Origin of the sequence: Achromobacter pulmonis (genome assembly GCF_902859765.1) — a bacterium.
Taxonomy (GTDB): domain Bacteria; phylum Pseudomonadota; class Gammaproteobacteria; order Burkholderiales; family Burkholderiaceae_B; genus Achromobacter; species Achromobacter pulmonis.
Window position 1 is genome coordinate 65,074 of the sequence record NZ_CADIJV010000018.1, and the last position, 26,973, is coordinate 92,046.

24 protein-coding genes and 1 tRNA gene are annotated in these 26,973 nt (G+C 67.6%); 19 read left to right on the forward strand and 6 right to left on the reverse strand.

From position 1 onward, the window contains the following. The first annotated feature begins 15 nt into the window (after positions 1–15). The 8 genes from HV701_RS16040 to HV701_RS16075 all read left to right on the forward strand — a co-directional run bounded on the left by HV701_RS16040 (position 16) and on the right by HV701_RS16075 (position 9,214). Positions 16–645 carry a BPTD_3102 family carboxylase-like protein gene (locus HV701_RS16040; protein WP_175134034.1) on the forward strand — a complete coding sequence of 210 codons (630 nt, stop codon included), beginning with the start codon at positions 16–18 and terminating at the stop codon, positions 643–645. Positions 646–774: 129 nt separating this feature from the next. Next, positions 775–2,190, forward strand: a complete 1,416-nt coding sequence (locus HV701_RS16045; RefSeq protein ID WP_175134035.1) for an FAD-binding oxidoreductase — start codon at positions 775–777, stop codon at positions 2,188–2,190. Between the two features lie 37 nt (positions 2,191–2,227). Further along, on the forward strand, positions 2,228–2,947 hold the full coding sequence (locus HV701_RS16050; protein WP_175134036.1) for a response regulator transcription factor: 720 nt from the start codon (positions 2,228–2,230) through the stop codon (positions 2,945–2,947). After that, the gene (locus tag HV701_RS16055; RefSeq protein WP_175134037.1) at positions 2,944–4,263 is read left to right on the forward strand and encodes a sensor histidine kinase; all 1,320 of its coding nucleotides are present in this window, start codon (positions 2,944–2,946) and stop codon (positions 4,261–4,263) included. The genes HV701_RS16050 and HV701_RS16055 overlap by 4 nt, the downstream gene beginning before the upstream one ends. A 236-nt stretch (positions 4,264–4,499) precedes the next feature. Then, complete coding sequence (locus tag HV701_RS16060; RefSeq protein WP_236755686.1) at positions 4,500–5,219, forward strand: phosphatase PAP2 family protein; 720 nt, start codon at positions 4,500–4,502, stop codon at positions 5,217–5,219. Positions 5,220–5,343: 124 nt separating this feature from the next. Beyond that, positions 5,344–6,072: a FadR/GntR family transcriptional regulator gene (locus HV701_RS16065; protein ID WP_175134039.1), complete on the forward strand. Its 729-nt coding sequence runs from the start codon at positions 5,344–5,346 to the stop codon at positions 6,070–6,072. A gap of 152 nt (positions 6,073–6,224) precedes the next feature. Beyond that, a complete protein-coding gene (locus tag HV701_RS16070; RefSeq protein WP_175134040.1) occupies positions 6,225–8,120 on the forward strand; it encodes an LTA synthase family protein in 1,896 nt (631 codons plus the stop codon). A 179-nt stretch (positions 8,121–8,299) separates the two neighbouring features. Then, a complete protein-coding gene (locus tag HV701_RS16075) occupies positions 8,300–9,214 on the forward strand; it encodes an acetyltransferase (RefSeq protein WP_175134065.1) in 915 nt (304 codons plus the stop codon). 9 nt (positions 9,215–9,223) lie between these two features. On the opposite strand, the gene fahA is transcribed toward HV701_RS16075, so the two are convergent. After that, entirely contained in the window at positions 9,224–10,543 is a 1,320-nt protein-coding gene (gene fahA / locus HV701_RS16080; RefSeq protein ID WP_175134041.1) for a fumarylacetoacetase, read from the reverse strand. A gap of 118 nt (positions 10,544–10,661) precedes the next feature. After that, positions 10,662–11,960, reverse strand: a complete 1,299-nt coding sequence (gene hmgA / locus HV701_RS16085) for a homogentisate 1,2-dioxygenase (RefSeq protein WP_175134042.1) — start codon at positions 11,958–11,960, stop codon at positions 10,662–10,664. A gap of 165 nt (positions 11,961–12,125) precedes the next feature. Here hmgA and HV701_RS16090 point away from each other — a divergent pair, with 165 nt between their 5' ends. Further along, on the forward strand, positions 12,126–13,043 hold the full coding sequence (locus HV701_RS16090; RefSeq protein WP_175134043.1) for a LysR family transcriptional regulator: 918 nt from the start codon (positions 12,126–12,128) through the stop codon (positions 13,041–13,043). Here the strand turns inward: HV701_RS16090 and HV701_RS16095 are convergent. From HV701_RS16095 to mutM, 4 genes are all read right to left on the reverse strand, one after another. Further along, the gene (locus HV701_RS16095; protein WP_175134044.1) at positions 13,009–13,227 is read right to left on the reverse strand and encodes a DUF2783 domain-containing protein; all 219 of its coding nucleotides are present in this window, start codon (positions 13,225–13,227) and stop codon (positions 13,009–13,011) included. The two genes, HV701_RS16090 and HV701_RS16095, sit on opposite strands and share 35 nt — an antisense overlap. Positions 13,228–13,244: 17 nt before the next feature. Beyond that, positions 13,245–14,924 (reverse strand): FAD-dependent oxidoreductase, encoded by a 1,680-nt coding sequence (locus HV701_RS16100; protein ID WP_175134045.1) that lies wholly within the window; start codon positions 14,922–14,924, stop codon positions 13,245–13,247. Positions 14,925–15,054: 130 nt separating this feature from the next. Next, on the reverse strand, positions 15,055–16,008 hold the full coding sequence (locus tag HV701_RS16105; protein ID WP_175134046.1) for an MBL fold metallo-hydrolase: 954 nt from the start codon (positions 16,006–16,008) through the stop codon (positions 15,055–15,057). Between the two features lie 216 nt (positions 16,009–16,224). Next, positions 16,225–17,052, reverse strand: a complete 828-nt coding sequence (gene mutM / locus HV701_RS16110; RefSeq protein ID WP_175134047.1) for a bifunctional DNA-formamidopyrimidine glycosylase/DNA-(apurinic or apyrimidinic site) lyase — start codon at positions 17,050–17,052, stop codon at positions 16,225–16,227. Between mutM and HV701_RS16115 the strand changes: the two genes are divergently transcribed. From HV701_RS16115 to ychF, 10 genes are all read left to right on the forward strand, one after another. Beyond that, positions 17,051–18,937, forward strand: a complete 1,887-nt coding sequence (locus tag HV701_RS16115) for a tetratricopeptide repeat protein (protein WP_175134048.1) — start codon at positions 17,051–17,053, stop codon at positions 18,935–18,937. The two genes, mutM and HV701_RS16115, sit on opposite strands and share 2 nt — an antisense overlap. 38 nt (positions 18,938–18,975) lie before the next feature. After that, positions 18,976–19,536: a lipoprotein insertase outer membrane protein LolB gene (gene lolB, locus HV701_RS16120; RefSeq protein ID WP_175134066.1), complete on the forward strand. Its 561-nt coding sequence runs from the start codon at positions 18,976–18,978 to the stop codon at positions 19,534–19,536. A gap of 233 nt (positions 19,537–19,769) precedes the next feature. Then, positions 19,770–21,368, forward strand: a complete 1,599-nt coding sequence (locus HV701_RS16125) for a methyl-accepting chemotaxis protein (protein ID WP_175134049.1) — start codon at positions 19,770–19,772, stop codon at positions 21,366–21,368. Positions 21,369–21,478: 110 nt separating this feature from the next. Then, the gene (ispE, locus tag HV701_RS16130) at positions 21,479–22,408 is read left to right on the forward strand and encodes a 4-(cytidine 5'-diphospho)-2-C-methyl-D-erythritol kinase (RefSeq protein WP_175134050.1); all 930 of its coding nucleotides are present in this window, start codon (positions 21,479–21,481) and stop codon (positions 22,406–22,408) included. A 1-nt stretch (position 22,409) separates the two neighbouring features. Then, positions 22,410–22,486 (forward strand) — tRNA-Gln (locus HV701_RS16135). A 135-nt stretch (positions 22,487–22,621) separates the two neighbouring features. Continuing rightward, positions 22,622–23,572: a ribose-phosphate pyrophosphokinase gene (locus HV701_RS16140; RefSeq protein WP_175134051.1), complete on the forward strand. Its 951-nt coding sequence runs from the start codon at positions 22,622–22,624 to the stop codon at positions 23,570–23,572. A gap of 126 nt (positions 23,573–23,698) precedes the next feature. Further along, positions 23,699–24,304, forward strand: a complete 606-nt coding sequence (locus HV701_RS16145; RefSeq protein WP_175134052.1) for a 50S ribosomal protein L25/general stress protein Ctc — start codon at positions 23,699–23,701, stop codon at positions 24,302–24,304. Positions 24,305–24,400: 96 nt separating this feature from the next. Then, positions 24,401–24,997 carry an aminoacyl-tRNA hydrolase gene (pth, locus tag HV701_RS16150; protein WP_175134053.1) on the forward strand — a complete coding sequence of 199 codons (597 nt, stop codon included), beginning with the start codon at positions 24,401–24,403 and terminating at the stop codon, positions 24,995–24,997. Beyond that, positions 24,997–25,776, forward strand: a complete 780-nt coding sequence (locus HV701_RS16155) for a CPBP family glutamic-type intramembrane protease (protein ID WP_175134054.1) — start codon at positions 24,997–24,999, stop codon at positions 25,774–25,776. The genes pth and HV701_RS16155 overlap by 1 nt, the downstream gene beginning before the upstream one ends. A gap of 94 nt (positions 25,777–25,870) precedes the next feature. Continuing rightward, positions 25,871–26,962, forward strand: coding sequence for a redox-regulated ATPase YchF (gene ychF / locus HV701_RS16160; protein WP_006385927.1), 1,092 nt, complete (start codon positions 25,871–25,873; stop codon positions 26,960–26,962). The last annotated feature ends 11 nt before the right edge of the window (positions 26,963–26,973 follow it).

Here is a 26,973-nt window from a genome sequence, read left to right on the forward strand (position 1 = left end):
AGACCGGAGGGGCCCATGCGAGCCAAAGTATCCACAGTCACGTCAACGGGCGGCGCCAGACGCAGGCGCGGGCCGCCCACGGACTTCGCCGGCCCGTCGGCCGGGCGGGAACGCCGGCTCGACATCCACGTATTCGTCTCGCCCGGCGGCGAGTTGGCGACCAGCCAGGCCTGGGAGCGCTGCGTCTGGCGCGATGCCCGGGTGCTGATTGCCGAATGTCCGGCCCCGCACCTGCCGGCCTCGGTCGAAAGCGCCCTGCGCGCCATCGCTGCCGGCGTGGCGCGGGACCGTGCCTGGCAGGGCATGGGCACGGTGGCTTTTTCGCTGGACGACCGTAGCGGCGTGTTCCGCGTGATCCTCGCCGAATCGCAGCCGCGCTCGGGGACCCCGATGGCCGATTTCGAGCCGGTCGCGGCGCATGCGCTGGAATTGCGCATCGACGGCTGCGCCGACCGTCTCATGCCCTGCACCCATCTGCTGGTGTGCGGCGCCACCCGTGGCGAAGCCCTGCGGCGCGCCTATCGCGCCCTGTCCGAGATGCCGGGGCCGGCGGGCGTCGACCGGGCCTTTCTGATGCACCGCATCGCTTCGCGCGCCTATTGCGCGGGCCTGACCGGCACGCGCCTGGACCAGGCCGTGGGCTGACCGGCGCCGGGCCGGGCCCGGCCGCCGCCTGACCGGGCGGCGCCATGCCCGCCCAGCCTCTACAATAGTCCGCATCATCCCTGAACAGTGCCCGGGCGTGGCCCGGCGCGACCTTTCCCTGCGGCGGCTATGACTTTGCTGAGTGAATTGCAGTCCCTTCTGGGCCAGGCCCATGTGTTGACCGGCGCCGATGCCGAACCCTACGCGCTGGATTGGCGGCGCCGTTATCGCGGCGTGGCGCTGGCGGTGCTGCGGCCCGGTTCGACGCAGGAAGTGGCCGACGCCATCAAGCTGTGCGCGCGCCATGGCGTGCCGGTCGTGCCGCAAGGCGGCAACACCGGCCTGTGCGGCGGCGCCACGCCCGACGATTCGGGCGGCGCGGTGGTGCTGTCGACCGCGCGCCTGAACCGGGTGCGCGCGCTGGACACTGACAACGACACCATCACGGTCGAGGCGGGCTGCATCCTGCAAGCGGTGCAACAGGCCGCCGCCGACGCCGGTCGGCTGTTCCCGCTGAGCCTGGCCGCCGAGGGCAGTTGCACCATCGGCGGCAATCTCGCCACCAACGCCGGCGGCACCCAGGTGCTGCGCTACGGCAACACGCGCGATCTCGCCCTGGGCCTGGAAGTGGTCACCGCCGAAGGCGAGATCTGGAACGGCCTGCGGGGCCTGCGCAAGGACAATACCGGCTACGATCTGCGCGATCTCTACATCGGCAGCGAGGGCACGCTGGGCATTATCACCGCCGTCACGCTGAAGCTGTTCCCGCGGCCGGTGGCATCCTGCACCGCGCTGCTGACATTGGAGAGCATCGACAACGCGGTCGAACTGCTGTCGCGCGCCCGCGCCGGCTTCGGCGCCGCGCTGACGGGCTTCGAATTGATGAGCGGCGACTGCCTGCAGGCGGTGGTGCGCCTGTTCCCACAGCAGCGCCTGCCGTTCGAAGGCGAGTCCGCGGCCGCGCCCTGGTTCGCGCTGCTGGAGCTGTCCGACAGCGAAAGCGAGGCGCATGCGCGCGAGCGCTTCGAAACCGTGCTGGGCGAAGCCATCGAGGCCGGCCTGGTGAGCGACGCGGCCATTGCCGCCAGCGTTGCGCAAAGCAAGGCGCTGTGGCATTTGCGCGAAAGCATCCCGCTGGCCGAGGCCGAGCTGGGCAAGTCGGTCAAGCACGATGTGTCGATCCCGATTTCCGCCATCGCCGGCTTCGTGCACCAGACCAATGCGCTGCTGCAGGCACGTTTTCCGGGCGTGCGCCATGTGATCTTCGGCCATCTGGGCGACGGCAACCTGCACTACAACGTGGCCAATGCGCCGGGGCAGACTGAAGCCGAATTGCTGGCGCTGCAAAATGACATCTATGGTGTCGTGCATGACAGCGTGCATGCGCATACCGGCTCCATCAGCGCCGAGCATGGCGTGGGCCAGCTCAAGCGCGACGAGCTGCCGCGCTACAAGAGCCCGGTCGAGCTGGCCCTGATGCGCCGCATCAAGCGCGCGCTCGACCCGCAAGGCCTGATGAATCCGGGCAAGGTGCTGCAGGCTTGACGGGGGGCAGACCTTTCTTTCCACGAGGAATGAGACCATGGCGACCAGTCCCGCCGCAGGCGCGAATCACCGGATCCTGATCGTCGAGGACGATCACATCATCGCCGGCAACCTGTATGCCTTCCTGGAAACGCGGGGCTTCCTGCCGGACGTGGCCTACACCGGTCCGGCGGCCTTGCAGCGGTTGGAAGAACAGCGCTTTGACGCGATGATCCTGGACATCGGCCTGCCCGGCATGGATGGCAATTCGGTGCTGCATACGCTGCGCGCGCAAAAGCGCCTGCCGCTGCCGGTGCTGGTGCTGACCGCGCGCGACAGCCTGGAAGACAAGCTGGCCGGTTTCTCGCACGGCGCCGACGATTACCTGACCAAGCCCTTCGCGTTGCTCGAGGTCGAGGCCCGGCTGCTGGCGCTGATCCAGCGCGCCAAGGGCGCGACGGTCGATACCGTGCGGGTCTGCGGCGATCTGGCCTATGACACCCGCAGCCGCGGCGTATCGATCGGCGGCAAGCCGGTGCACCTGACGCGCAAGGCCACGCTCATCCTGGAAGCGCTGCTGCGCGATGCCGGCCGGGTGGTCTCGCGCGAAGAACTGGAATCGTTGCTGTGGGGCAGCGAGCCGCCTTCGTCCGATGCCCTGCGCAGCCAGGTCCACCTGCTGCGCCGCGCGCTGGCGGACGCCGGGTTCGACGGTATCGAGACCGTGCATGGCACCGGCTGGCGGCTGGCGCCCGCGCAGGCGGGGAGTCCGGCATGAGTCGCAGTCCAGGCGGGGGCACCCTGACGCAACGCGTGGTGTGGGCGCTGACCGGCACCGTGGCGCTGTTCGTGACGGCGCTGGCGTTGCTCGCTTACCTGACGTTCGACCAGATGGAAGACGATCTGGTCAACGACATCCTCAATACCGAGATGGACCGCCTGGTACAGCATGCCCGCACCAGCGACCAGTTCCTGCCACGCCGCGGCGCGCGCGAACTGGGCGGCTCGATGCGTGCCTGGCTCAGCGTCGATGGCCAGGCGCCGATCGGCATACCCGAGGAAATCCGTGGCCTCGACAACGGCCTGCACCTGGTCGAGCCCGGCGCCTATACCTGGCATGTAATGGTGGCCGACACCGGCACGGGCAAGGTCTACCTGCTCTACGACGCCACCGACAACGAAGAGCTGGTACACGATTTCGGCTTGATCGTGCTGGGCGTGGGGGCGATCTGCGTGGTGGGCGCGTACGCCCTGTCGCGACGGGTGGCGGCGGTGGCGGTGGGGCCGTTGCTGGAGTTGACCGATCGCATGTCGACCTGGGCCCCCGGCGCGCCGGACCTGGCGGTGACCCGCGACGACGAGGCCGGGCGCCTGATCGAGGCGTTCAACCGCGTGCAGAACCAGGTCGACCGTTCGATCGCGCGCGAACGTGAATTCGCCGGCAACCTCAGCCACGAAGTGCGCACGCCGTTGGCGGCGATCCGCTCGGACAGCGAGCTGATGTTGCTGACCCAGGACCTGACCGCCGACCAGCGCCAGCGGCTGACGCGCATGATGGATAACGTCGACGATGTCATCGTCAGCCTCGAAAGCGCCCGCGCCATGGCCCGTGACCAGATGCGCCCGCCCGAGCCGGTCGACCTGGCCGAGTGCATGCTGGACGCATGGCGCGGCTACGAAACCCAGGCCGGCCTGGCCGAATTGCGCTTCGATAATCACATTCCGGCCGATCACATCCGGGTTCTCGACCGCTATGCCTTGTTGACCGTGCTGCGCAATCTGGTGCGCAACGCCGTCGAGCATGCCGCGCCCGCCACCCTGACGGCCTCGCTGAGCCCCGATGGCGCGCTGCAACTGAGCGACGACGGCAAGGGCATCGCGGCCGACGACCTGCCATTCCTGTTCCGCCGCTACTACAGCGGCCGGTTGCGCGATTCGGGGGCGGCGGGCCGCGATGAAACCGCCCGCGGCCTGGGGCTGGCGATCGCCAAGCGAGTCTGCGACATGCAAGGCTGGACACTGGCGGTGGATTCCTCCCGCGAGGGGCCGCAGCGCGGCACGCGCTTCACCTTGCGCCTGGAGGGGGCGGCCTGACCGCCATGGCGCCGGCCGGCGCGGCGCCGTCGCCTGGGTAGCCGCCGCAATGGCCGGCCCGGCACTGTGGGAAAGTCGCCACGGCATGCGGATTTGACGAATTTTCAACTGTCCGCCACCTAAGCTGTCCGCTTCGGCCGGTCGCCATCGTTTCCTGTCCCGTCATGTCGCCACCCCTCTCGCCCGCGGTCGCCCGGCCGACGCCTGTCTTTTACCTTTGCACGCATGTGCTGGGGGTGACAGCGATCCTGGCCTGTCTGGCCTGGTGGGCCAATGCGTCCGGGCTGGATCTGGCCGTGGCGCGCGCCCTGTTCAACCCGGCGCTGGACGATTTTCCGCTGCACACCAATCGTTGGTTGGAACTGGTTGGCCACCGTATGGTGCTGACCCTGCCCATCAGCCTGGGGCTGGGCGCCGTCGCCGTGGCCGCCGCCAGTTACCGCATCCCCGCCTGGCGTTCCCTGCGCGCCCCGGCGCTGGCGTTGGCGCTCACCTGTATCGTGGGGCAATTGGCGATCACCCAGCTCAAGCACTACACCACCTTGCCGCGTCCCTACGATCTGGACTCGCTGGGCGGCTACACGCCGTATCCGCAGACGTGGTGGACCTGGGATCGGGGCAAGGCGGGCGGCGCCCTGCCCAGCGGCCACGCCGGGGCCGGCTATTCGATGCTGACTCTGTATTTCGCGGGATGGGCCGTGGGACGGTCCGGGTGGCGTTGGGGCGGGTTGGCGTTGGGCGCCCTGGCGGGCATCGGGTTTTCCGCCGTGCGTATTCTGCAAGGCGCGCATTTCCTGAGCCAGACGCTGTGGTCGGCCGCGCTGATGTGGTTGCTGGCCGCGCTGTTCTTCTGGCCGGTGCTGTGCGCAGGCACGCCCGGCGGCAGGCCGTCGTCCGTCGTGTCGATCCGCTTCGGCGGTAGGCGTGGCAGCCACGGCGAGAAGGCCGGCACATAGTCGGGCTGAGGCACAGCGAAAAGATGGTTGCTGGTACGTTATCGTACAACTAGTGTGCCGTACGTATAATGGGCACGCTTTTTTTGCGCTCAAGCGCCACGCAACCGCTCCCGGACAATCCCTGATGAACGCTCCTGTCGATCCCCCTGTCCTGCCGCGGCGTCGTCCCCGGAACCTGGCCCAGGGCCTGGTGGAGAACATCTCCGAGCGCATCCGTGGCGGTGACATCCGCCCGGGCGACAAACTGTCGACCGAATCCGAGATCATGCGGCAGTTCGGCGTCAGCCGCACGGTGGTGCGCGAAGCGTTGTCGCGCTTGCAGGCCTCGGGCCTGGTCGAAACCCATCATGGCGTCGGTACCTATGCGCTCGAACCCAGCGGCGGCGGCGATTTTCGTGTCGATCCGGCCGATATCGCCACGGTGCGCGACGTGCTGGTACTGCTGGAGTTGCGCATCTGCCTGGAAAGCGAGGCCGCCGGCCTGGCCGCGATCCGCCGCAGCGAGGCGCAACTGGCCGACATGCGCCGCGCGCTGGACGCTTTCAAGGCCGCGCTGGACAGCGGCGGCGATACCATCACGCCGGACTTCCAGTTCCATCTGCTGGTGTCGCAGGCCACCGACAATCGCTATTTCGCCGATCTGATGTCGCACCTGGGCTCAGCCATCATTCCGCGCACCCGCATCAATTCGGCCAAGTTCGCGCACGAGGATCGTGGCGCCTATCTGGCGCGCGTCAACCTTGAGCACGAAGATATCTACAGCGCCATCGTGCGGCGGGACGCCGAGGCGGCGCGCGCGGCGATGCGCACCCACTTGAGCAACAGCCGCGAGCGCCTGCGCCGGGCGCAATGAGACCAGGGCGCGCGCGCCCGCGGCTCGTAACGTTGGCCCGTTCCGCGTTAATCTTGGCCGGTTTCAATCACCGGATGGCAAGGCATGGTTAGGCTCGGCAAGCGCGGCGCGGCAATCACCGCGGGTTTCACTCACCGGGGGAGGGCCGCCGCATGCGCCGCTTGACGCTCCGTTTCATCTTGTCCGTGCTGGTTCTGCTGACGCTGAGCCGGCTCGGCCTGTCGCTGTGGATGTGGGACCGGGTCGAGGCGGCCGGCGGCCTGTGGCCGGTGCTGTTCGGCGGCCTGCGCATCGACGTCTGCCTGCTGTCCATGGTGATCGCGCTGCCGGCGGTGTTCTCGCCGTGGCTCGGGCACCGGCCGTGGGCCGCGCGCGTCACTGCCTGGTGGTTCCGGGCCTGGTGGATGCTGTATGTGCTGCTGGAGGTATCCACGCCGCAGTTCATCGCCGAATACGACACGCGCCCGAACCGCCTGTACTTCATCTACCTGCTCAACCCCAAGGAAGTGGGTTCGATGCTGTGGCAGGGCTACAAGGGCGTGCTGCTGGCCGCCCTGGTGGCGCTGCTGGTGGCGGCCTGGCTGGCAGTCAGGCTGTTTCCGGTGCGCGTGCGCGATCCGTTCCTGGCGTGGTGGAAGCGGCCGCTGGCGTCGCTGGCGATCCTGGCGCTGGTCGTGCTGGGCGCGCGCGGCACGTTGGAGCATCGCCCCATCAACCCGGCCAAGGTCGCGTTCAGCTCGGACGCCATGGTCAACTCGCTGGCGCTCAACTCGCTCTACAGCGTGTTCGACGCCGCCTACCGCATGCGCGACGAACGCTCGTCGGCCGCGATGTATCCGAAGATGCCGGTGGACGAGATGAACGCCATCGTGCGCGACAAGGCCGGCCTGACCGGCGCGCCGCTGGATCCGCGCTATCCCAGCCTGCACGAGCAGAAGGCCACGGTGCGGCGCGACAAGCCGCTCAACCTGGTGATCATCCTGCAGGAAAGCCTGGGCGCGCAGTACGTCGGCAGCCTGGGCGGCAAGGACCTCACACCGAACATCGACCGGCTCGGCAAGCAGGGCTGGATGTTCCACCGCGCCTACGCCACCGGCACGCGCTCGGTGCGGGGCATCGAGGCGGTCACGGCGGGCTTTCTGCCCAGCGTGGCCGACGCGGTGGTGAAGCTGCCGCGCTCGCAGACCGGCTTCTTCACGCTGGCGCAGGTGCTGGGCAAGCATGGTTATCACTCGCGCTTCGTCTATGGCGGCGAGTCGCACTTCGACAATATGCGCGCCTTCTTCCTGGGCAACGGCTTCAACGAGGTGGTTGACCGGCCGAAGTTCGAGCATCCGGTGTTCGAAGGCTCGTGGGGCGCGTCCGACGAAGACATGTTCAACCAGGTCGACCGGCTGCTGCGCGCCGACGGCGACAAGCCGGCGTTCACGCTGGCGTTCTCGGTCAGCAACCATTCGCCGTGGGAATATCCAGCCGGCCGCATCCAGCCGGTGGGCGATCCGGCCAGCGTCGACAACACCGTGCGCTACGCCGACTGGGCGCTGGGCCAGTTCTTCGACAAGGCGCGCAAGGCGCCCTATTGGGACCACACGGTGTTCCTGGTGATCGCCGACCACGATTCCCGCGTCTACGGCTCGATTCCGGTGCCGGTGCGACACTTCCAGATTCCGGCCTTGATCCTGGGCGCCGGCATCGCGCCGCGACAGGACGAACGCATCGTCAGCCAGATCGACATGGCGCCCACGCTGCTGTCGTTGATCGGGCTGGACAACGTCAACCCCATGCTGGGTGCGGACCTGACGCAACGCGATCCCAACCGGGCGCTGATGCAGTACGCCGATAACTTCGGCTACCTGCAAGGCGACAAGCTGCTGGTGCTGGAGCCGGCCAAGGACGCGCGCGAGTTCCGCTACCGCGCCGCGCCGGTCGGGCAGGACGAAACCTACGAACCGGTCGAACCGGTGGACGCGGCCTTGAGCAAGGAGGCGCTGGCGCATGCCCTGTGGGCCAGTTGGGCCTACCGCGAAGAAAAATACCGCCTGCCTTGACTTGGCCCCGGCCGGGCCCGGGGCCGGTTTGATCCCGCTCAAGCCGGCCCGGCGCCAGTGCTCGCACACTCGTGCTCATGACTTTTCCCGATCCGCTCGCCGGTCCGGCCCGGCCTCCTGTGGTTGATGCCATCGACGCGCCCGCGTCCACCCCGGCCCCGCGCTGGCGCGGCTGGCCGGTGCCGCGCGGCCGCCTGGCCTGGCTGACCGGCGCGTTCAGCACGCTTCTGCTCGGCGCCAGCACGCTGTTCTGGTGCCTGTTGTTGTTTCCCATGGCGTTGCTGAAACTGGCGCTGCCCTTCGCCGCGGCCAGACGCCGCATCGATCCGGTCCTGAATGGCATCGCCACGGCGTGGATCAGCGTCAATACCGCCTGGTTCACGCGCATCCAGCGCTCGGCCTGGGATGTGCGCGGCAACACCGGATTGCGCTACGCGGATTGGTATCTGGTCAATTGCAACCATCAGTCCTGGGTGGACATCTTCGTGCTGCAGGGCGCGCTGAACCGGCGCATTCCGCTGCTCAAGTTCTTCCTCAAGCAACAACTGATCTATGTGCCGGTGATCGGCTTGGCGTGGTGGGCGCTGGACTTCCCCTTCATGAAGCGCCACGGCAAGGCAGCCCTGCGCCGCAATCCGGCGCTGGGCCGTCAGGACCAGGAGACCGCGCGCCGCGCCTGCCGCAAGTTCTCATTGGTGCCGACCAGCGTGATGGTCTTTGCCGAGGGCACGCGCTTCGCGCCGGCCAAGCGCGACGCGCAAGGCGCGCCCTACCGGCACCTGCTCAAGCCCAGGGCGGGCGGAATGGCGGTGTCGTTGAACGCGATGGGCACGCGCTTTCGCTCGATGATCGACGTCACCATCGCCTATCCGCAAGGCGTGCCCAGCTTCTGGGACATGGCCTGCGGCCGCATGGGCCTGACGCGGGTGCGGATGCGTCAGTTGCCGGTGCCGGCAGCCTTCTGCGAAGGCGACTACAGCCGCGACAAGGCTTTCCGCAGCGAATTCCACCATTGGCTCGGCCAGCAGTGGCTGGCCAAGGATGCCGAGATCGAGGCGTTGACGGCGGATACGGCCGCCACGCCCCGATCGTAACGGCGCCGCTTACGCCCGCGCCGGCAGCACCGTGCCCGAGCATTCGCCGAAGCCGATGCGCGGGTAGCCGGCCTTGACGCACTCGGCGCGGATGATGATCTGATCGCCATCCTGCAGGAAGGTGCGCTTCTCGCCCCAGGGCAGCTCGATCGGCTGCTTGCCGCCGTGGTTCAGTTCCAGCAGCGAGCCGGCTTCCGACGGTTGCGGGCCCGACAGCGTGCCGGTGCCGAGCATGTCGCCCGGTTGCAGATTGCAGCCGTTCACCGTGTGGTGCGTGATCAGTTGCGCCACGTTCCAGTACGCATCGCGGAAATTGCTGCGCGACAGCCGCGCCGGCGCCGCGTTGCCGGCGCGCGACTGTTCGGTCGTCATCAGCACCTCCATCTGCACATCGTAGGCGCCCTTGGCGCGGTTGGCGTCGGAGGCCAGGTACGGCAGCGGTTGCGGCTCGGACGGGCCGCGGGTCCATTGCGTGCGGAACGGTTCCAGCGCTTCCATCGTGACGATCCACGGCGAGATGGTCGAGGCGAAGTTCTTCGACAGGAACGGCCCCAGCGGCTGGTATTCCCAGGCCTGGATGTCGCGCGCCGACCAGTCGTTCAGGATGCACAGGCCGAACACATGCGCGTCGGCATCGGCCAGCGGGATGCGCTCGCCCTGGGCGTTGCCCGTGCCGACGAAGATGCCCAGCTCCAGTTCGTAGTCCAGCCGCGCGCACGGGCCGAACTGCGGCGCCTCGCCTTCGTTGGCGGGACGGGTCTGGCCGACCGGGCGCGGGAATTTCTGGTCCACGCCGATGCTGGAGGCGCGGCCGTGGTAGCCGATAGGCACCCACTTGTAGTTCGGCAGCAGGGGATTGTCGGGGCGGAACTGTTTGCCGATGGCGGTGGCGTGGTGCACCGAGATGTAGAAGTCGGTGTAGTCGCCGATGCGGGCCGGCGTGGTGTATTCGGCGTCGGCCTGGGCCACCAGCAGCGGCTCGACCGTGGCGCGCAGCGCGGCGCCTTCACGCAGCGCGCGCGACAGCGCCAGGCGCAGCGCGCTCCAGTGGGCATGGCCCAGGGCCATCAGCGCGTTCAGGCTGTCGCCCTGGCAGGCGGCCAGCGCCTCGGCGGCGGCGCCTTCGAACGGCTTGGCGGCGGCCAGCGCGGCCAGGTCGACGATCTGGTCGCCGATGGCCACGCCGGGGCGGAACGATTCCTGCGAGCCCTTGCGGCGGAACGCGGCGTAGGGCAGGTTCTGCACCGGGAAGTCCGAGGCGCCGGTATTGGCGCTGGCGACCCAGCTCTTCAGGGACGGGTCGTGGGTTTCATTGATGGCGGTGGTCATGGGGAGTGTCTCGTTCAGTGTGTTTGTGAGGGCGCGGCAGGCGCCGGAAAAATCCAAAGCCAAACGGCGATGCGCTTGCGCGCATCGCCGTGGGCGGGCGTGATGGCGTCAGGGCCGGTCACGCCTTGGCGGGATCGAAATGCTTCTGCAGGCCCTGCCAGCACCGGTAATAGTCGCCCTGCAATTCTACCGAGGCCAGCGCCTGCGCTGTCGGCCGGATCACGCGCCGCGTCTCGAACATGAAGGCCATGGTGTCGCGGATGTAGTGCGCCTGGCGGGTATCGGCGTGCGAGGCCTTCTCGAAGGTCTCGGCATCGGGGCCGTGACCGCTCATGCAGTTGTGCAGGCTGGCGCCGCCGGGCGCGAAGCCGTCGGCCTTGGCGTCGTACACGCCCTGGATCAGGCCCATGAATTCGCTGGCCACGTTGCGGTGGAACCAGGGCGGACGGAAGGTGTTTTCCATCGCCAGGATGCGCGGCGGGAAGATGGCGAAGTCCATATTGGCCGTGCCCGGGGTGTCGGACGGCGCGGTCAGCACCGTGAAGATCGACGGGTCCGGATGGTCGTAGCTGATCGAGCCGATGGTGTTGAAGTGGCGCAGGTCGTACTTGTACGGCGCATGCGTGCCGTGCCAGGCCACCACGTCCAGCGGCGAATGGCCGATCGCGGCGCGCCAGAAGCCGCCGGTGAACTTGGCGATCAGTTCGAAGTCGCCTTCCACGTCTTCGTACCAGGCCACCGGCGTCTTGAAGTCACGGGCGTTGGCCAGGCAGTTCGAGCCGATCGGGCCCAGTTCGGGCAGGCGCAGCGCGGCGCCGAAGTTCTCCAGCATGTAGCCGCGCGCGGTGTCGTCCAGCAGTTGCACGCTGAAGCGCACGCCACGCGGGATCACGGCGATCTCCAGCGGCTCCAGGTCGATCAGGCCCAGTTCGGTGGCCAGACGCAGGCGGCCCTGTTGCGGCACCAGCAGCAGTTCGCCGTCGGCGTTATAGAAATAGCGGCCCTGCATCGAGCGGTTGGCGGCATACAGGTGGATGCCGACGCCGCCTTGTTCGTCCGGACCGCCATTGCCGCCCCAGGTCCGCACGCCTTCGATGAAGTCGGTGGGCGTGGCGGGGATGGGCAGGGGGCTCCAGCGCAGTTGGTTGGGCGTGACCGGGCCATGGCCGAACGCGCTTTCCCAGCCCTTGATGGCGGCAAACGGCTCGAACGGCTTGTGCTGTGCGCCGGGGCGGATGCGGTAGAGCCAGGAGCGGCGGTTCTCGCTGCGCGGCGCGGTGAAGGCGGTGCCGGACAACTGCTCGGCATACAGGCCATAGGGGCATTGCTGGGGCGAATTGCGGCCCAGCGGCAGGGCGCCGGGCAGGGCTTCGGTGGCACAGTCGTTGCCGAAACCGGTCTGGTAGTGCAGTTCCATGGAATCCTCCTGGGGTGGCGCGCGATGCGTGGCCGCGCGGTCTGGTCGTGGCGCGCCGGACGGGACGGTCCGATGCCGATACGCCATTGTCGGAAAAATCCCCCACTACGGCTACGGGAATGCAAAAATAGCAACTATAAATTTTGTGAATAGTAGGGGTGCCTGATGGCGGACTTGCGAGAGGTCGACCTGAACCTGCTGATCTTGTTCCAGCACTTGCTGGAGGACCGCAACCTGTCCGCCGTGGCGCGCCGGCTGGACCTGTCGCAGCCGGCCGTCAGCAACGCCCTGCGCCGGCTGCGGCTGGCATTCGGCGACGAACTGTTCGTGCGCACCGCCCAGGGCATGCTGCCGACGCCGCGCGCGCAGCGCCTGGCCGGACCGGTCAGCGAAGCGCTGGCCCTGCTTTCACAGGCGCTGCAGGATCAGGACGCCTTCGACGCGGCCACCAGCACGCGGCGCTTTCGCGTGGCCATGACGGACGTGGGCGAAATTCATTTCATGCCGCGGCTGATGGAGGTCTGCGTCCAGGTGGCGCCGCAGGTGCGCATCGATTCCGTGCGCGTGCAGGGGGCGGACCTGCCGCGCGAGATGGAGGCGGGCCGGGTCGACCTGGCCATCGGCGCATTCGACGATATGGGCGCGGGTACCTTGCAACGCATGTTGTTTCGCCAGGGGTACGCCACGCTGTTCCGCCAGGCGCATCCCACCGCCCATGCCGGCATGGGGTTGAAGGCATTTCGCGCCGAGCGCCACCTGATCGTGTCGCGCGCCGCGCCCTACGGGCAGGTCAACCAGTCGATGGAGCGCGCTGGCGTGCCGCTGGCCGAGCATTTCAGCGTGCCGCATTTCTCGGCCGTGCCTTACATCGTCAGCGCCACCGACCTGCTGGCCACGGTGCCGGAAAAGCTGGCGGCCAGCGCCGCCCAGCCGTTCGGCCTGCGCTACATGGCGCCGCCGGTGAAGGTGCCGGCGCTGCAGACCAATATGTACTGGCAGCGCCGCTACGACCGCGACGGCGGCAACCAGTGGTTGCGAGCCTTGATCGTCAACACGTTTGCGGTGGGGGCGCTGTCGCGGTGACCGACGCGCGCGCCTGCGCCAGGGCCTCGCGCAGCACCGCCATGTCGCCCAGGTGGTTGGCCAGCAGCAGGATCAGCGCCGCGTTCATTTCCTGGCTCTGCTCGTTGCTCAGGTCGCGATGGGCGTCGATCAGCGCCTCGTAGAAGTCGTCCGGCGCGGCCAGGTTGGTTTCGGTGTTCAGCATGGATGGGGCCTCCGGATTCAGGCGCGGCCGATGGCGCGGTTGACGGCCGACGCCACCGCGTCGGGTTGGAAGGCGCGCCAGCGCGCGGCGACGTGCTGGTCGGGCCGGATCAGATAGGCAGTGCCCGTCAGCGCGTCGTAGCGCTGGGCCAGCAGCCCTTCGGCATCGACGACGCGCGCCAGGTCTTCCGGCCAGCCGGCGGCGTTGCCGCCGGGACCGGCTACCAGCACCGGCGTGACCGGCACGGCGGCCAGGCGCAGCGCGCGCAGGGCCTGCAGCGTTTCACTATCGGGCGGGGCATCGCCGCAGAACAGCGCCAGCGTGAAGCCGGCGTCCAGGTGCGACAGCCACCACGGCGCGTCGGCGGTGCCGCGCACCGGCGCGTCCAGCGCCACCGCGCCGGGCCGCATGCGGCCGGCGAAGGTGTCGGTGTCGGGGGTGTTTAGCGGCGAGTCCACATAGGTGGCGGGCAGCGACAGGCGGCCGCTGTTGACCAGCGCGCGTGCGAACGCATGGGTACGGGCCAGGTTCAGCACCGCGTTGCGGAAACTGCGGCTGATGTCGCTTTTGGGGGTGATGAAGTCGGTGGCGCGCGACGAATTCAGGATGTTTTCGTCGGCGGCATGCTCGCGTTCGGCGGCGTAGCTGTCGATCAGCGCTTCCGGCGCCTGGCCGGCCAGCACCAGGCGCAGCTTCCACGCCAGGTTCTCGGCATCCTGCACGCCGCTGTTGGCGCCGCGCGCGCCGAACGGCGAGACGCGGTGCGCCGAGTCGCCGGCGAACACCACGCGGCCGTGGCGGAACTTGTCCATGCGTTCGCAGGCGAAGGTGTAGACGCTGACCCATTCCAGGTCGAACTGCGCGTCCGGGCCCAGCAGGGCGCGGATGCGCGGCAGCACGTTCTCGGGTTTGACGGCCTCGACCGGGTCGGCGTTCCAGCCCAGCTGAAAGTCGATGCGCCAGACATTGTCGGGCTGCATGTGCAGCAGCACCGATTGATTGGGGTGGAAGGGCGGGTCGAACCAGAACCAGCGCTCAGCCGGGAAGTCGGCCTTCATCTTGACGTCGGCGATCAGGAAGCGGTCGCGGAAGATGCGGCCGTGGCTTTCCTGGCCGATCAGCTTGCGCACCGGCGAGCGGGCGCCGTCACAGGCCACCAGCCAGTCGGCACGCAGCGCGTAGCCGCCCTCGGGCGTGTCGATCGACAGCACCACGCCGTCGCCCGCCTGTTCCAGGCCCACCACCTTGTTCTTCCAGCGCAGGTCGATGTTCGGTTCCTGGCGCGCCTGCTCGTACAGATAGCCTTCAGCGTAGTACTGCTGCAGGTTGATGAAGGCGGGGCGGCGGTGTCCGGGTTCGGGCAGCAGATCGAAGCGCCAGACCTCCTGGTCGCGGAAGAACACCTTGCCGACGTTCCACGACACGCCCTTGTCGACCATGCGCTGGCCGACGCCGAGGCGGTCCCAGATTTCGAGGGTGCGCTTGGAAAAGCAGATGGCGCGCGAGCCGGTGGACAGGCGGTAATCGTCGTCCAGCACCACCACCCGCACGCCCTGGCGCGCCAGATCCAGCGCCGTGGTCAGGCCGACCGGACCGGCACCCACCACCACCACCGGGTGGCGCGCCTGGGTCGCGGCGGCCTGGTCGGCGTGCTTCTCATAGGCGAACTCCATCGCCTGAAAGTCGATGTCTCCCACGGTTGTCTCCTGTGTGGGTCATTTTGTTTTTTATGCGCGGCGCCGCGCGCTGCCCGCGACCCCTGGCCGGCGGGCCGTGCGGCGCCGTTTCAATCGGTGGCACAGCGGCCGGCGAACCGGCCGCGCGGGATCAGCCTTCCAGCTGGGCCCACATTTCCAGGTCGCGCTTGTCGGTCCAGATGCGCGGGTGGACGTGGCCGGTGGCCTCGTCATAGGCGCGCGACACGTCGAACGGCATGCAGTGGTCGAAAATGACCCAGTCGCTGTAGCGCGGCTTCATGAAGTCGTACACCTCGCGGTAGATCGTCTTCAGGTCCTTGCCTTCGGCCACGCCGCGGTTCACCGCGCCGTACAGGTCGGTCAGGAAGGCGCGCGTGCCGGCCAGGCCCTGGCGCACTTCAGTGGCGTTCTTCAGGGCCGGGCCGCGGCCCGGCACCATCTTCTCGGCCTCGAAACCCGACAGCGCGTCCAGCGTGCTGGGCCAGTCGCGGAAATAGGCATCGCCGCAGTAGGGCGTGGATTGGTATTCGACCAGATCGCCGGCGAACAGGATCTTCTGCTCGGGCAGCCAGGCGATGGTGTCGCCCTTGGTGTGGCCGCGGCCGACCTGCAACAGCTTGACCTCCAGGTTGCCCAGGTTGACGGTCATCTCGCCCTTGAAGGTCATGGTGGGCCAGACCAGGCCGGGGGGAATCGATTCGGCGTTGCGGAACAGGCGCGGGAAGCGGCCGATTTCGCTGGCCTTGTCCTGCTCGCCGCGTTCGGCGATCAGGTCGTAGGTGTCGCGGCTGGCCAGGATTTCCTGGGCGTTGTAGGCCGACGCGCCGAACACGCGCACCGCGTGGTAGTGCGACAGCAGGATGTACTTGATGGGCTTGTTGGTGACTTCGCGGATGCGGCGGATGACGTCCTGCGCCATGACCGGCGTGGCCTGGGTATCGACCACCATGACGGCCTCGTCGCCGATGATGATGCCGGTATTGGGGTCGCCTTCGGCGGTGTAGGCGTAGGCGTTGTCGGACAGCTTTTCGAACGACACGACCTTGTCGGCCAGATCGGCGTGCGAGGCGAATTGCTTGCTCATGGAGGCTCCTTCCACTGTTATAGGAATAGGGTGTGTGGACGGACTATAGCGTGGCGTTAGTGGTTGTGCAATACGTTTGCTATAAACGAATTAACCCTTTTTGCCAGGGATTCCCCTTGGGTTTCCGCGGCCCGCCAAAATGCATCCGGGCCGCGTAGGGCGGCCCGGACGGGAACCTTTCCGGCCGGCGGCGGCCCCAGGGAGTCGGCGTGTGGGTCAGGCCTTCTGGCACTTCGGGCAGTAATAGGTGGCCCGCTGGCCCTGCACGATGCGCTTGATCGGCGTGCCGCAGACCCGGCAGGGCTGGCCGGCGCGCTCGTAGACCGCCGCGTGGATCTCGAAATACGCGCCCGGTTCGCCGCTGGCGCCGACGTAGTCGCGCAGGGTGCTGCCGCCGGAGGTCAGGGCGTCGGCCAGGGTGGCGCGCACCATGTCCGCCAGGCGGTCGCAGCGCGCGCGCGACAGCGTGTTGGCCGGGGTCTTGGGGTTGATGCGGGCGCGGAACAGGCTTTCGGAGGCGTAGATATTGCCCACGCCCACCACCGCCATGCCGGCCAGCAGCACCTGCTTGATCGCGGCGCCGTGGTTCTTGAAGTGGCGGTGCAGCCAGGCGCCATCGAAGCGCGGGTCGAAGGGTTCGATGCCGAGCTTGGCCAGCAGGGGGTGGCTTTCGACCGGTCCGTCCGCGTCGGAGTGCCACAGCACCGCGCCGAAGCGGCGCGGATCATGCAGCCGCAGCACGGCCTGGTCGAAGATCCATTCGACGTGGTCGTGCTTGCGCAGGAATTCACCGGGCGCCACGCTGCGCAGCGATCCGGACATGCCCAGATGCACGATCTGGGTGCCGTGGTCGAAGCGCAGCAGCAGGTATTTGCCGCGGCGGCCGCATTCCAGCACGGTACGGCCGCTCACCAAGGCGGGCAGCTCGGCCGGGATGGGCCAGCGCATCCGGGACTCATGGATGACCAGCCGCGTGAGGGGGCGGCCGGTGATGACGGCGTCGATTCCGCGACGCGTGGTTTCAACTTCAGGCAGTTCCGGCATGAGCCAGTGTAAGATCATCAATTGCGTGTACGAAGATTGTGCCACCAACCGGACGGGCCGCGTGAAGTCGTCTTTCAAACAAATGAATATCGGGATTGCCGCGCTGGCGCTTGCGTTGGCCTCCGCCCTGGCCCCTCAGGCCCAGGCCGCCGACAGCCGGACGCGCGATGCGACCGGCCCCCGCATGGCGCCGCTGAATCGTCAACCGGAAACCGAGGTGATCCGCCTGCGGCCAGGCCAGTTGCCGTACGTCACCCTGACCGCCGATATCTTCTATCGTGTCCTGGCCTCCGAAATCGCCGCCCAGCGCGGCATGTATGGCACGGCCGCCAGCACCATGGTCGGCCTGGCGCGCGACACCGGCGACCCCCGCCTGGCGCGCCGCGGCCTGGAGTTCCAGCTGGCCGGCGGCAACCTGCCCGGCGCGCTGGATGCGGCGCGTGTCTGGGCGCGGCTGTCGCCCAATGATCTCGAAGCCAGCTCCACCGAACTGGCGCTGGCCGCCGCCAATGGCCAGACCAAGGGCCTGTCGCAGGCGCTGCGCAACCGCATCGAGTCCTCGCACGACAAGCCGGCCGCCATCGGCCAGGCCCTGGCGGTGCTGAGCCGCCTGAACGACCGCCGCCTGGCGCTGCGCATCCTCGACGATGCCTTGAGCGACAGTGTGCGCAAGCTGCCTGCCGCCCACCTGGCGCTGGCCGATGTGGCATCGGCCGCCGGCGATTACCCGCGCGCCGCCCAAGAGGCCCGCGCCGCCCTGGCCGCCGATCCCAAGTCCGAACCGGCTGCCCAGCGCGTGCTCGAATACGGCGCCAAGGTCGATCCGCAACGCGCGCAGGCCGATGCCCGCGCCTATATCAGCCGCAATCCCAACGCGCGCAAGGTGCGGCTGATGCTGGCTGGCCAGATGGCCGACGCCGGCGATTACAACGGCGCCCTGGCCGAATTGCAGGCCATGTCGCGCCGCTCGCCCGAAGACTTCGACCTGCTCTTCATGCAGGCCCAACTGGCGTACAAGGCCGGCCAGTTGCCGCGCGCCAAGACGCTGCTGCAACAGTATCTCGAAGTCCAGAACCAGCGCCAGCGCGCCATCGTGCCAGGCGCCACCGATGCCGGCGCCGCCGCGGCCGATGCTCATGTGCTGCTTTCGCGCATTGCCGAAGACCAGGGCCAATACGACGAGGCCATCGCCGAGCTGGGCCGTATCGACGACCCGTCGCTGCGTTTCTCGGCGCGCATGCGCCAGGCCGCGCTGCGCGCCAAGTCCGGCCGCATCGACGACGCCATCAAGATGGTGGACGCCGCCTCGCCCCAGGACGAGGAAGAGCGCACCCTGGGCGTGTTGACCAAGGCCCAGATCCTGCGCGACGCGGATCGCATCGGCCAGGCCGTGTCGGTGCTGGAAGCGGCCGACCAGGCGCTGCCGGACACGGTCGAGATCAAGTACGAGCTGGCCATGCTGTACGAGCGCCAGGACCGCCTGGCCGACCTCGAACGCATGCTGCGCCAGGTCATCGCCCTGGATCCCGAACACGCCCACGCCTACAACGCGCTGGGCTACACCCTGGCCGACCACAACCAGCGCCTGCCCGAGGCCCTGGACCTGATCACCCAGGCGCTGGAACTCTCGCCCAACGACCCGTTCATCCTCGACAGCATGGGCTGGGTCAAATTCCGCATGGGCGATCAGGCCGCGGCCGCCGACTACCTGCGCCGCGCCTACAGCGTGCGGCCCGAGGCCGACATCGCCGCCCACCTGGCCGAGGTGCTCTGGACCCAGGGCAAGCGCGATCAGGCGGTCGAACTGCTGCGCGCCGCGGTCCGGAAGGATCCCAAGAACGCGACCGTGCTCGAGGTCATCAAGCGCCTTGGGGTCGCCCTGTGACGGTAACGCTGTGCGGCGCGCGCCTGGGCCTGGCGTGGATGCGCTGGGCGCTGTTGGCCTTGCTGGCGTTCGTGCTGGCCGCCTGCACCACCACTCCCAAGCCCATCGAAGGCGAGGCGGCCGATGCGTTTTCGCGTGTCGGGCGGTTCGCCATCACCGTCAACGAAGAAGGCGGCAAGCAGAGCGCGGTGCAGGGCGGCTTTTCGTGGTCGGACGACGGCCGGCGCTACGTGCTGGACCTGACCAACCCGCTCGGTTCGACCGAGGCGCGGGTCGAAGGGCGGCCGGGCGCGGCCAGCCTGACCAAGGCCGACGGCACCCGCCTGGTGGCCGACAACCCCGATGCCTTGGCCGAGGATGCGCTGGGCAGTCGCATGCCGGTGTCCGGCCTGCGCGACTGGCTGCGTGGCAGGCTGGCGGGACAGCCCGATGCCACCGATGTGTCCACCGATGATCTCGGCCGGCCGGTGGCTTTCGAGCAGGGCGGCTGGCGCGCGCGGCTCTCGCGCTACGACACGCTGGGGCCGCGGATGCTGGTGCTGGAACGCCTGGAGCCAGGCCGCCGCATCATGGTGCGCCTGGTCGTCAACCAGCCTTGATACCGCGGGCCGGTGGTCTGGACCCCCAGCCTCCCCGAGGCGGGGCGCCGTCCGCGCTAACACGTCTGTCTCGCTTCAATCAGCAAAGCAGCCTTGCAAAATCGAGGCTGTTACTGATTGATAGGTTCTGTTTAACCTGAATAATTCTCCGCACACCCGCGCGCATTACCCCTGTGCGCGGCATGCAAGCCGGCGGACGCGGATCGCGCCGCCGCTTTTTACGGAGAACGGCTATGTTCAGGAATACACGAATCGCGACGATGCTCTTGGGGATCATCGCGGTGTTTTTCACTTTCCAGCTGCTGGTGGGTGGCATGGGCTTCGCCGCCCTGCGCCAGACCAATCAGGACGTCGGCCAGCTCTATCGCCTTTCCGCGCTGCAGGTCAACGCCGTCAATACGGCCGCGCTGTCACTGGTGGCGGCCCGCACCGACCTGAGCCGTTACGCCAACCGGGTGACACAGGGCAATCCCGGCGACACCACCGCGCTGCGGTTGGCGCGCCAGCGCATCGCCGCGGGCGATCGCGCCTTCCAGCGCTTCGCCGGCGGCTTGTCGGCTCAGGAAAAGACCGAGTCCAAGGACCTGATCGAGGCCTACAACAACCTCAGCGCCAACCTGCAGAACGTCGGCAAGGTGCTCGAGGCCGGTGACATGGAAGCCTATTTCAAGCAGGGCACGCAGCAGGCGCAGGAACTGCTGGTGTCCGAGCGCGATGCTTTCATGCGCCGCGCCGAAGCCGCCGGCCAGGATGTGATGGACGAGATTTCGCTGTTCCACACCGCCTTCAGTTCGCTGCTGGCCGGCATCCTGGTATTGGGCCTGCTGATGGCGGTGGGCGCGCATGTGCTGATTCGCCGCATGATCGTGCGGCCGCTGCTGGAAGCCGGCGAGATCTTTCGCCGCATTGCCGATGGCGACCTGACGCGCCGCGTGGCGGATCGCGGCCGCAATGAGATCGGGGCGCTGCTGAATGCCCTGCGCGCGATGCAGGACAGCCTGGTCCGTACGGTGTCCAGCGTGCGCCGAGGGGTCGACGAGATCAACGTCGGTGCGCGCGAGATTTCGTCCGGCAATGCCGACCTGTCCAGCCGCACCGAAGAGCAGGCCGCCTCGCTCGAGGAAACCGCCGCCAGCATGGAAGAGCTGGCCACCACCGTGAAGCAGAACGCCGACAGCGCGCGCGAAGCCAACCGCATGGTTGCCACCTCGGCCGCCGTGGCGCAACGCGGCGGCGAGGCCGTCTCCAGCGTGGTCGAGACCATGCGTGCGATCCAGGGCAGCTCATCACGTATTTCCGACATCGTCGGCGTGATCGACGGCATCGCCTTTCAGACCAACATTCTGGCGCTGAACGCCGCGGTGGAGGCCGCGCGCGCCGGCGAGCAGGGCAAGGGCTTCGCCGTGGTCGCCAGCGAGGTGCGCACGCTGGCCCAGCGCAGCGCCGCCGCCGCCAAGGAAATCAAGCAACTGATCGAGGATTCCGCGCAGACGGTCGGCGTTGGTGCCGCGCAGGTCGAAACCACGGGCGCCACCATGCGCGAGATCGTCGATTCGGTGCAGCGCGTGACCGGCCTGATGGGCGAGATCTCCGCTGCATCGGAAGAACAGGCCACCGGCATTGACCAGGTCAACCGCGCCGTGACGCAGATGGATGGCGTGACCCAGCAGAACGCCGCGCTGGTGGAGCAGGCCGCCGCCGCGGCCGGCGCGCTCGAAGAGCAGGCGCGCCAGTTGGCGGGCGCCGTGGCGGTGTTCAAACTGCCGGAAGGGCAGGTGATCGAGGCGCCGGCCGAGCGCCTGGCTGGCCGCGTCGCGCCGCAGATCGCCTGATGATCCGGGGCCGCTGGGCGGGTGCCGGCGGCCCGGCTTTGCCACGCCCGGCGCCTGCGCGTGCGCCTGATCGCTAAAATCGACGCATCCGTCTTTTTTCCCGATCCGCCGTGACCCTCTACGACGTACCCGCGCCCGCCAAGGTGAACCTGTTCCTGCATGTGGTGGGCCGCCGTCCCGACGGCTACCACCTGCTGCAGACTGCCTTCCGCTTCATCGACCTGTGCGACACGCTGCATTTCGAGGCGCGCGCCGACGGCGTCATCAGCCGCGCCACGGCATTGCCGGGCGTGTCCGAGCAGGACGACCTCACCTTGCGCGCCGCGCGCGCCCTGCAACAGGCCACCGGCACGCGCCAGGGCGCGCAGATCGCGCTGGAAAAACGCATTCCGCAGGGCGGCGGCCTGGGCGGCGGTTCGAGCGATGCGGCCACCGTGCTGATCGCCTTGAACCGCCTGTGGGGCACCGGTCTGTCGCGGCGCGAATTGATGGACCTGGCTCTGCCGCTGGGCGCCGACGTGCCGGTGTTCGTGTTCGGCCAGTCTGCTTTTGCCGAGGGCGTGGGCGAAAAGCTGACCGCGCTGGACCTGCCGGCGCGGGCCTATCTGGTGGCGCAGCCGGACGTCAGCGTGCCGACCGCTGGAATTTTTTCCGCCCCCGATTTGACAAGAGACTCTTCTTACATCACAATAGCGGACTTTCTTGCTTCGCCAACATTTTCCTTCGGGAAAAATGATCTGGAGCCGGTGGTCTACCGTCTTTATCCTGAGGTTCTCAGGGCATCGCGGTGGCTTGCAGAGCAGGGTGTGTTGAAAAACACAGGTACCCAAGTTCGCATGTCGGGATCTGGTGCGTGTTTATACGCCGAGTTTTCCGAACTTTCGGAGGCCGTTTTGGCGAAAACGGAAATTACCGCTACAATGCGCGGCGCTGTTGAAGCAAACTGCAAATCACACAGCACAACGCATCCACGGTTCCGGTTGGTACAGGCGTGTCCTGGGTTGACTGAACATCCGTTGCGGAATTGGATTGCAAGATAGTTGGGGAGTCGCCAAGCTGGTTAAGGCACCGGATTTTGATTCCGGCATGCGAAGGTTCGAATCCTTCCTCCCCAGCCAACCGAATACATAACAAAGCTGTTGAACACGCCTGTAAGACACTGGCCCGGGTTCAGCAGCTTTTTTATTTTCCGGTGTCAGCAGGTTCCCGCATCACCTCGTTAGTGTCTCAAAACGACCATCGCATCATCCATCATGGCAAACGATAGCTTCATGATCTTCACGGGCACGGCCAATACTCGGCTGGCCGTGGACGTAGTCAACCACCTCGACATGTCCCTGGGCAAGATGACCGTCGGTCGCTTCTCGGACGGCGAGGTGATGGTCGAGATCAACGAGAACGTGCGCGGCAAGGACGTCTTCGTCCTGCAGCCCACCTGTGCGCCTACCAACGACAACCTGATGGAAATCATGGTGATGGTCGATGCCCTGCGCCGCGCCTCGGCCGGCCGCATCACCGCCGCGATTCCCTATTTCGGCTACGCCCGCCAGGACCGCCGCCCGCGCTCGGCGCGCGTCGCGATCTCGGCCAAGGTGGTGGCCAACATGCTGCAAGTGGCTGGCGTCGACCGTGTCCTGACGATGGACCTGCACGCCGACCAGATCCAGGGTTTCTTCGACATCCCGGTGGACAACATCTACGCCGGTCCGATCCTGCTGGGCGACATCTGGCGCCGCAATTTCTCGAACCTGGTCGTGGTGTCTCCGGACATCGGCGGCGTGGTGCGGGCCCGCGCACTGGCCAAGCAGCTCGAAGCCGACCTGGCCATCATCGACAAGCGTCGTCCGCGCGCCAACGTGTCGGAAGTGATGAACATCATCGGTGAAGTCGACGGCCGCACCTGCATCATCATGGACGACATGGTCGACACCGCCGGCACGCTGTGCAAGGCGGCCCAGGCCTTGAAGGACCGTGGCGCCGGCGCCGTCTACGCCTATTGCACCCATCCCGTGCTGTCCGGCGGCGCCATCGACCGCATCGAGGCGTCGGCGCTGGACGAACTGGTCGTCACCGACACCATTCCGCTCTCCGAGCAAGGCCAGGCCAGCGGCAAGATCCGCCAGCTGTCGTGCGCCGCGCTGCTGGGCGAGACCATCCTGCGTATCTCGAACGCGGAATCGGTCAGCTCGCTGTTCGTCGACTGACGCCAGCCCACCCGTTTTTTGTGCCTTGCTGGTCGCGGCAAGGCACAAGCAACACGGCGCACCTGTTGTGCGCCGTGCATTTAACCGGCGAAGTCCGCTTCGCTTTTTCAGTTTTTGGAGTTTTCCATGAAATTCACTGCCACTGCGCGTAGCGTCCAGGGTTCGAGTGCGAGCCGCCGCCTGCGCCGCGCGGGCCGCGTTCCCGCCATCGTCTATGGTGGTTCGGCTGCCCCGCTGAACATCGAACTCGACCACAACGAGATCTACCACGCCCTGCGCAAGGAAGAGTTCCACGCGTCGATCCTGCAAATGCAGCTCGAAGGCAAGGACGAGCAGGTCCTGCTGCGTTCGGTTCAATGGCACGCCTACAAGCCGCAAGTCCTGCACGTGGACTTCCAGCGCGTCGACGCCAACCAGGCGCTGCGCACCAAGGTGCCGTTGCACTTCGTGAACGCTGAAATCTCGCCGGCCGTCAAGCTGAGCGGCGCGATCGTCAGCCACGTCACCACCGAACTGGAAATCACGTGCCTGCCGTCGGCGCTGCCCCAGTTCATCGAAGTCGACCTGACCAACATCCTGGCCGGCGCTTCGATCCACCTGGCTGACATCAAGCTGCCGATGGGCGTGACCTACGTCCCGCACGGTGGTGAAGAGAACCCGCTGCTGGCCGCCGCTGTCGTCAAGGGCGGCGCTGCCGCCGACGACGCCGCCGCGGAAACCCCCGTCGCCTAAGTCCTGCCGGAAAGCCCTGGCTTTCCTGCGGCTTGCGCCCGAAACCCTGCGTGTGCATTTGCATGCGCAGGGTTTTTTGGTTTAAACAGCCCCATCATGTCTATTCCCATACGCCTCATCGTGGGATTGGGTAACCCCGGTCCCGACTACGAAACCACTCGCCACAACGCGGGCTTCTGGCTGGCCGACCACCTGGCGGACGATCTGCGCGCCTCATTCGCGCTGGAGAAGTCGTTCTTCGGCATGGTGGCCAAGGCCCGCCTGGGGGCCGACAACGTGCTGCTGCTCAAGCCCAACACCTACATGAACCGTTCCGGCCAGGCGGTCGGAGCGCTGGCGCGCTTCTACAAGCTGACGCCGGAACAGGTGCTGGTGCTGCACGACGAACTCGACCTGATGCCGGGCCAGGTCAAACTCAAGCAGGGCGGCGGCCACGCCGGCCACAACGGCCTGAAGGACATCCAGGCCGCGCTCGGCAGCCCGAATTTCTGGCGCCTGCGCATCGGCATCGGCCATCCGCGCACGCTCGGCCTGGCGCAGCAGGTGGCCGACTTCGTGCTGCACCCGCCGCGCCGTGAAGAGCAGAAGGAGATCGAGGCGGTCATCGACCGCTGCCGCGCCGTGGTGCCGGCCATGCTGGCGGGCGACTTCGCGCTGGCCACGCGCCAGTTGCACAGCGGCAACGACGCCTGATGGACGACGCTCCGGGCTCCGCCGCGCCGCGCAAGCTGCGTTTCCGCAGTGAGCTGGCGGATTTCTGGCGCTTCGTGCGTCATCCCCATCCGGTGCGCCGCCTGCCGGGGCGCACGCCGGCGATCGGCTGGGTGTCGGACTGGTGGCCCGGCGTCGGCCCCGGACGCCTGCTGGCCTGGGCGGCCGTGCTGTGGCTGATCAACCTGTTCGCGCTGGGGCCGGTGGCGGTGGCCGCGGCAGGCTTGGGAGGCGTGACGCACCGGCTGGACCCGGCCAACATCCCGTGGCTGACGGCGGTGGTCTGGGCGCCGCTGGTCGAGGAAATGCTGTTCCGCTATGGCCTGCGCCGGCCCAAGCAGGCGCTGTGGCTGTGCCCGGCGCTGTTGCCGGTGGTGCTGTACGGCCCGCGCATCTGGACCGGCCTGCTGCTGGCCGCCTTGGTGCTGCTGGCCTGCTGGGCGCTGCGGCCGCGCCCCGCGCCGCTCAGGGGCTGGAACACGCGGTGGCGGCGCCTTTACCTGAGGCACTTCGGCTGGGTGTTCCACCTGGTGGCGCTGACCTTTGCCGCCGTGCACCTGACCAACTTCGTCTTCAACCACACGCCTTATTGGCTGCTGCCATTGCTGGTGCTGCCGCAATGGGTCACCGGCCTGGTGCTGGGCTGGATCCGCATCCGCCGTGGCATCGGCGCGGCAATCGCGTTGCACGCCACGTTCAACGCCGGCCCCATTTTGCTGATCTGGGTCGTGATGCGCTGGGCGCCCACGGCGGCCGGTTGAGCCGTCCGTCCCCCACGGGCGCCGTCCCGATGGCGCCGCCCGGCGGGGTAAACTAGAACGTTAACGATCAATACCGTACTTACACAGGATTCCCATGGCTCTGCAATGCGGCATCGTCGGCCTGCCCAACGTTGGCAAATCGACACTTTTCAATGCTCTGACCCGCGCCGGCATCGCCGCCGAGAACTACCCGTTCTGCACCATCGAGCCGAACGTCGGCGTGGTCGAGGTGCCGGATCCGCGTCTGCAGAAGCTGGCCGAGATCGTCAAGCCCGAGCGCATCCTGTCGGCCACGGTCGAATTCGTCGACATCGCCGGCCTGGTGGCGGGCGCCAGCAAGGGCGAGGGCCTGGGCAACCAGTTCCTCTCGCACATCCGCGAAACCGACGCCATCGTCAACGTGGTGCGCTGCTTCGAAGACCCCAACGTGATCCACGTCGCCGGCAAGGTCGACCCGATCGCCGACATCGAAGTCATTGAAACCGAACTGGCCCTGGCCGACCTGCAGACCGCCGAAAAGGCCCTGCAGCGCCACCAGAAAACCGCGCGTTCCGGCGACAAGGAATCGCAGCGCATCGTCGCCGTGCTGGAAAAGTGCGTGGCGCAGCTGAACGAGGCCAAGCCGATCCGCGCGCTCGACCTGTCCACCGAGGAAAAGGCTGACATCGCCCAGCTCTGCTTCATCACCGCCAAGCGCGCGATGTACGTGGGCAACGTGGCCGACGACGGCTTCACCAACAACCCGCTGCTGGACCGCCTGACCGAATTCGCCGCCGCCCGCAACGCGCCGGTGGTCGCTATCTGCGCCGCCATCGAATCGGAAATCGTCGACCTGGACGACGCCGACCGCCAGGCCTTCCTGTCGGACATGGGCATGGAAGAGCCGGGCCTGAACCGCCTGATCCGCGCTGCCTTCAAGCTGCTGGGCCTGCAGACCTACTTCACCGCCGGCGTCAAGGAAGTGCGCGCCTGGACCGTGCCGATCGGCGCCACCGCCCCCCAGGCCGCGGGCGTCATCCACACCGACTTCGAACGCGGCTTCATCCGCGCGCAGACCATCGCGTATGAAGACTTCATCACCTACAAGGGTGAGCAGGGCGCGAAGGAAGCGGGCAAGATGCGGGCGGAAGGCAAGGAATACATCGTGCAGGATGGGGATGTGATGAATTTCTTGTTCAACGTCTGATCGTTATTCCC

Bases quoted from the DNA above. Each gene is read 5' to 3' on its own strand.
- HV701_RS16155 (WP_175134054.1), top strand. From the start codon at position 24,997: ATGGACGACGCTCCGGGCTCCGCCGCGCCGCGCAAGCTGCGTTTCCGC.
- HV701_RS16095 (WP_175134044.1), bottom strand. From the start codon at position 13,227: ATGCTGAACACCGAAACCAACCTGGCCGCGCCGGACGACTTCTACGAG.
- lolB (WP_175134066.1), top strand. From the start codon at position 18,976: ATGCGCTGGGCGCTGTTGGCCTTGCTGGCGTTCGTGCTGGCCGCCTGC.
- HV701_RS16125 (WP_175134049.1), top strand. From the start codon at position 19,770: ATGTTCAGGAATACACGAATCGCGACGATGCTCTTGGGGATCATCGCG.
- HV701_RS16070 (WP_175134040.1), top strand. From the start codon at position 6,225: ATGCGCCGCTTGACGCTCCGTTTCATCTTGTCCGTGCTGGTTCTGCTG.
- HV701_RS16090 (WP_175134043.1), top strand. From the start codon at position 12,126: ATGGCGGACTTGCGAGAGGTCGACCTGAACCTGCTGATCTTGTTCCAG.
- HV701_RS16115 (WP_175134048.1), top strand. From the start codon at position 17,051: ATGAGCCAGTGTAAGATCATCAATTGCGTGTACGAAGATTGTGCCACC.
- pth (WP_175134053.1), top strand. From the start codon at position 24,401: ATGTCTATTCCCATACGCCTCATCGTGGGATTGGGTAACCCCGGTCCC.
- HV701_RS16045 (WP_175134035.1), top strand. From the start codon at position 775: ATGACTTTGCTGAGTGAATTGCAGTCCCTTCTGGGCCAGGCCCATGTG.
- ychF (WP_006385927.1), top strand. From the start codon at position 25,871: ATGGCTCTGCAATGCGGCATCGTCGGCCTGCCCAACGTTGGCAAATCG.
- HV701_RS16055 (WP_175134037.1), top strand. From the start codon at position 2,944: ATGAGTCGCAGTCCAGGCGGGGGCACCCTGACGCAACGCGTGGTGTGG.
- HV701_RS16040 (WP_175134034.1), top strand. From the start codon at position 16: ATGCGAGCCAAAGTATCCACAGTCACGTCAACGGGCGGCGCCAGACGC.
- fahA (WP_175134041.1), bottom strand. From the start codon at position 10,543: ATGACCACCGCCATCAATGAAACCCACGACCCGTCCCTGAAGAGCTGG.
- HV701_RS16140 (WP_175134051.1), top strand. From the start codon at position 22,622: ATGGCAAACGATAGCTTCATGATCTTCACGGGCACGGCCAATACTCGG.
- mutM (WP_175134047.1), bottom strand. From the start codon at position 17,052: ATGCCGGAACTGCCTGAAGTTGAAACCACGCGTCGCGGAATCGACGCC.
- HV701_RS16050 (WP_175134036.1), top strand. From the start codon at position 2,228: ATGGCGACCAGTCCCGCCGCAGGCGCGAATCACCGGATCCTGATCGTC.
- HV701_RS16145 (WP_175134052.1), top strand. From the start codon at position 23,699: ATGAAATTCACTGCCACTGCGCGTAGCGTCCAGGGTTCGAGTGCGAGC.
- hmgA (WP_175134042.1), bottom strand. From the start codon at position 11,960: ATGGAACTGCACTACCAGACCGGTTTCGGCAACGACTGTGCCACCGAA.
- HV701_RS16105 (WP_175134046.1), bottom strand. From the start codon at position 16,008: ATGAGCAAGCAATTCGCCTCGCACGCCGATCTGGCCGACAAGGTCGTG.
- HV701_RS16065 (WP_175134039.1), top strand. From the start codon at position 5,344: ATGAACGCTCCTGTCGATCCCCCTGTCCTGCCGCGGCGTCGTCCCCGG.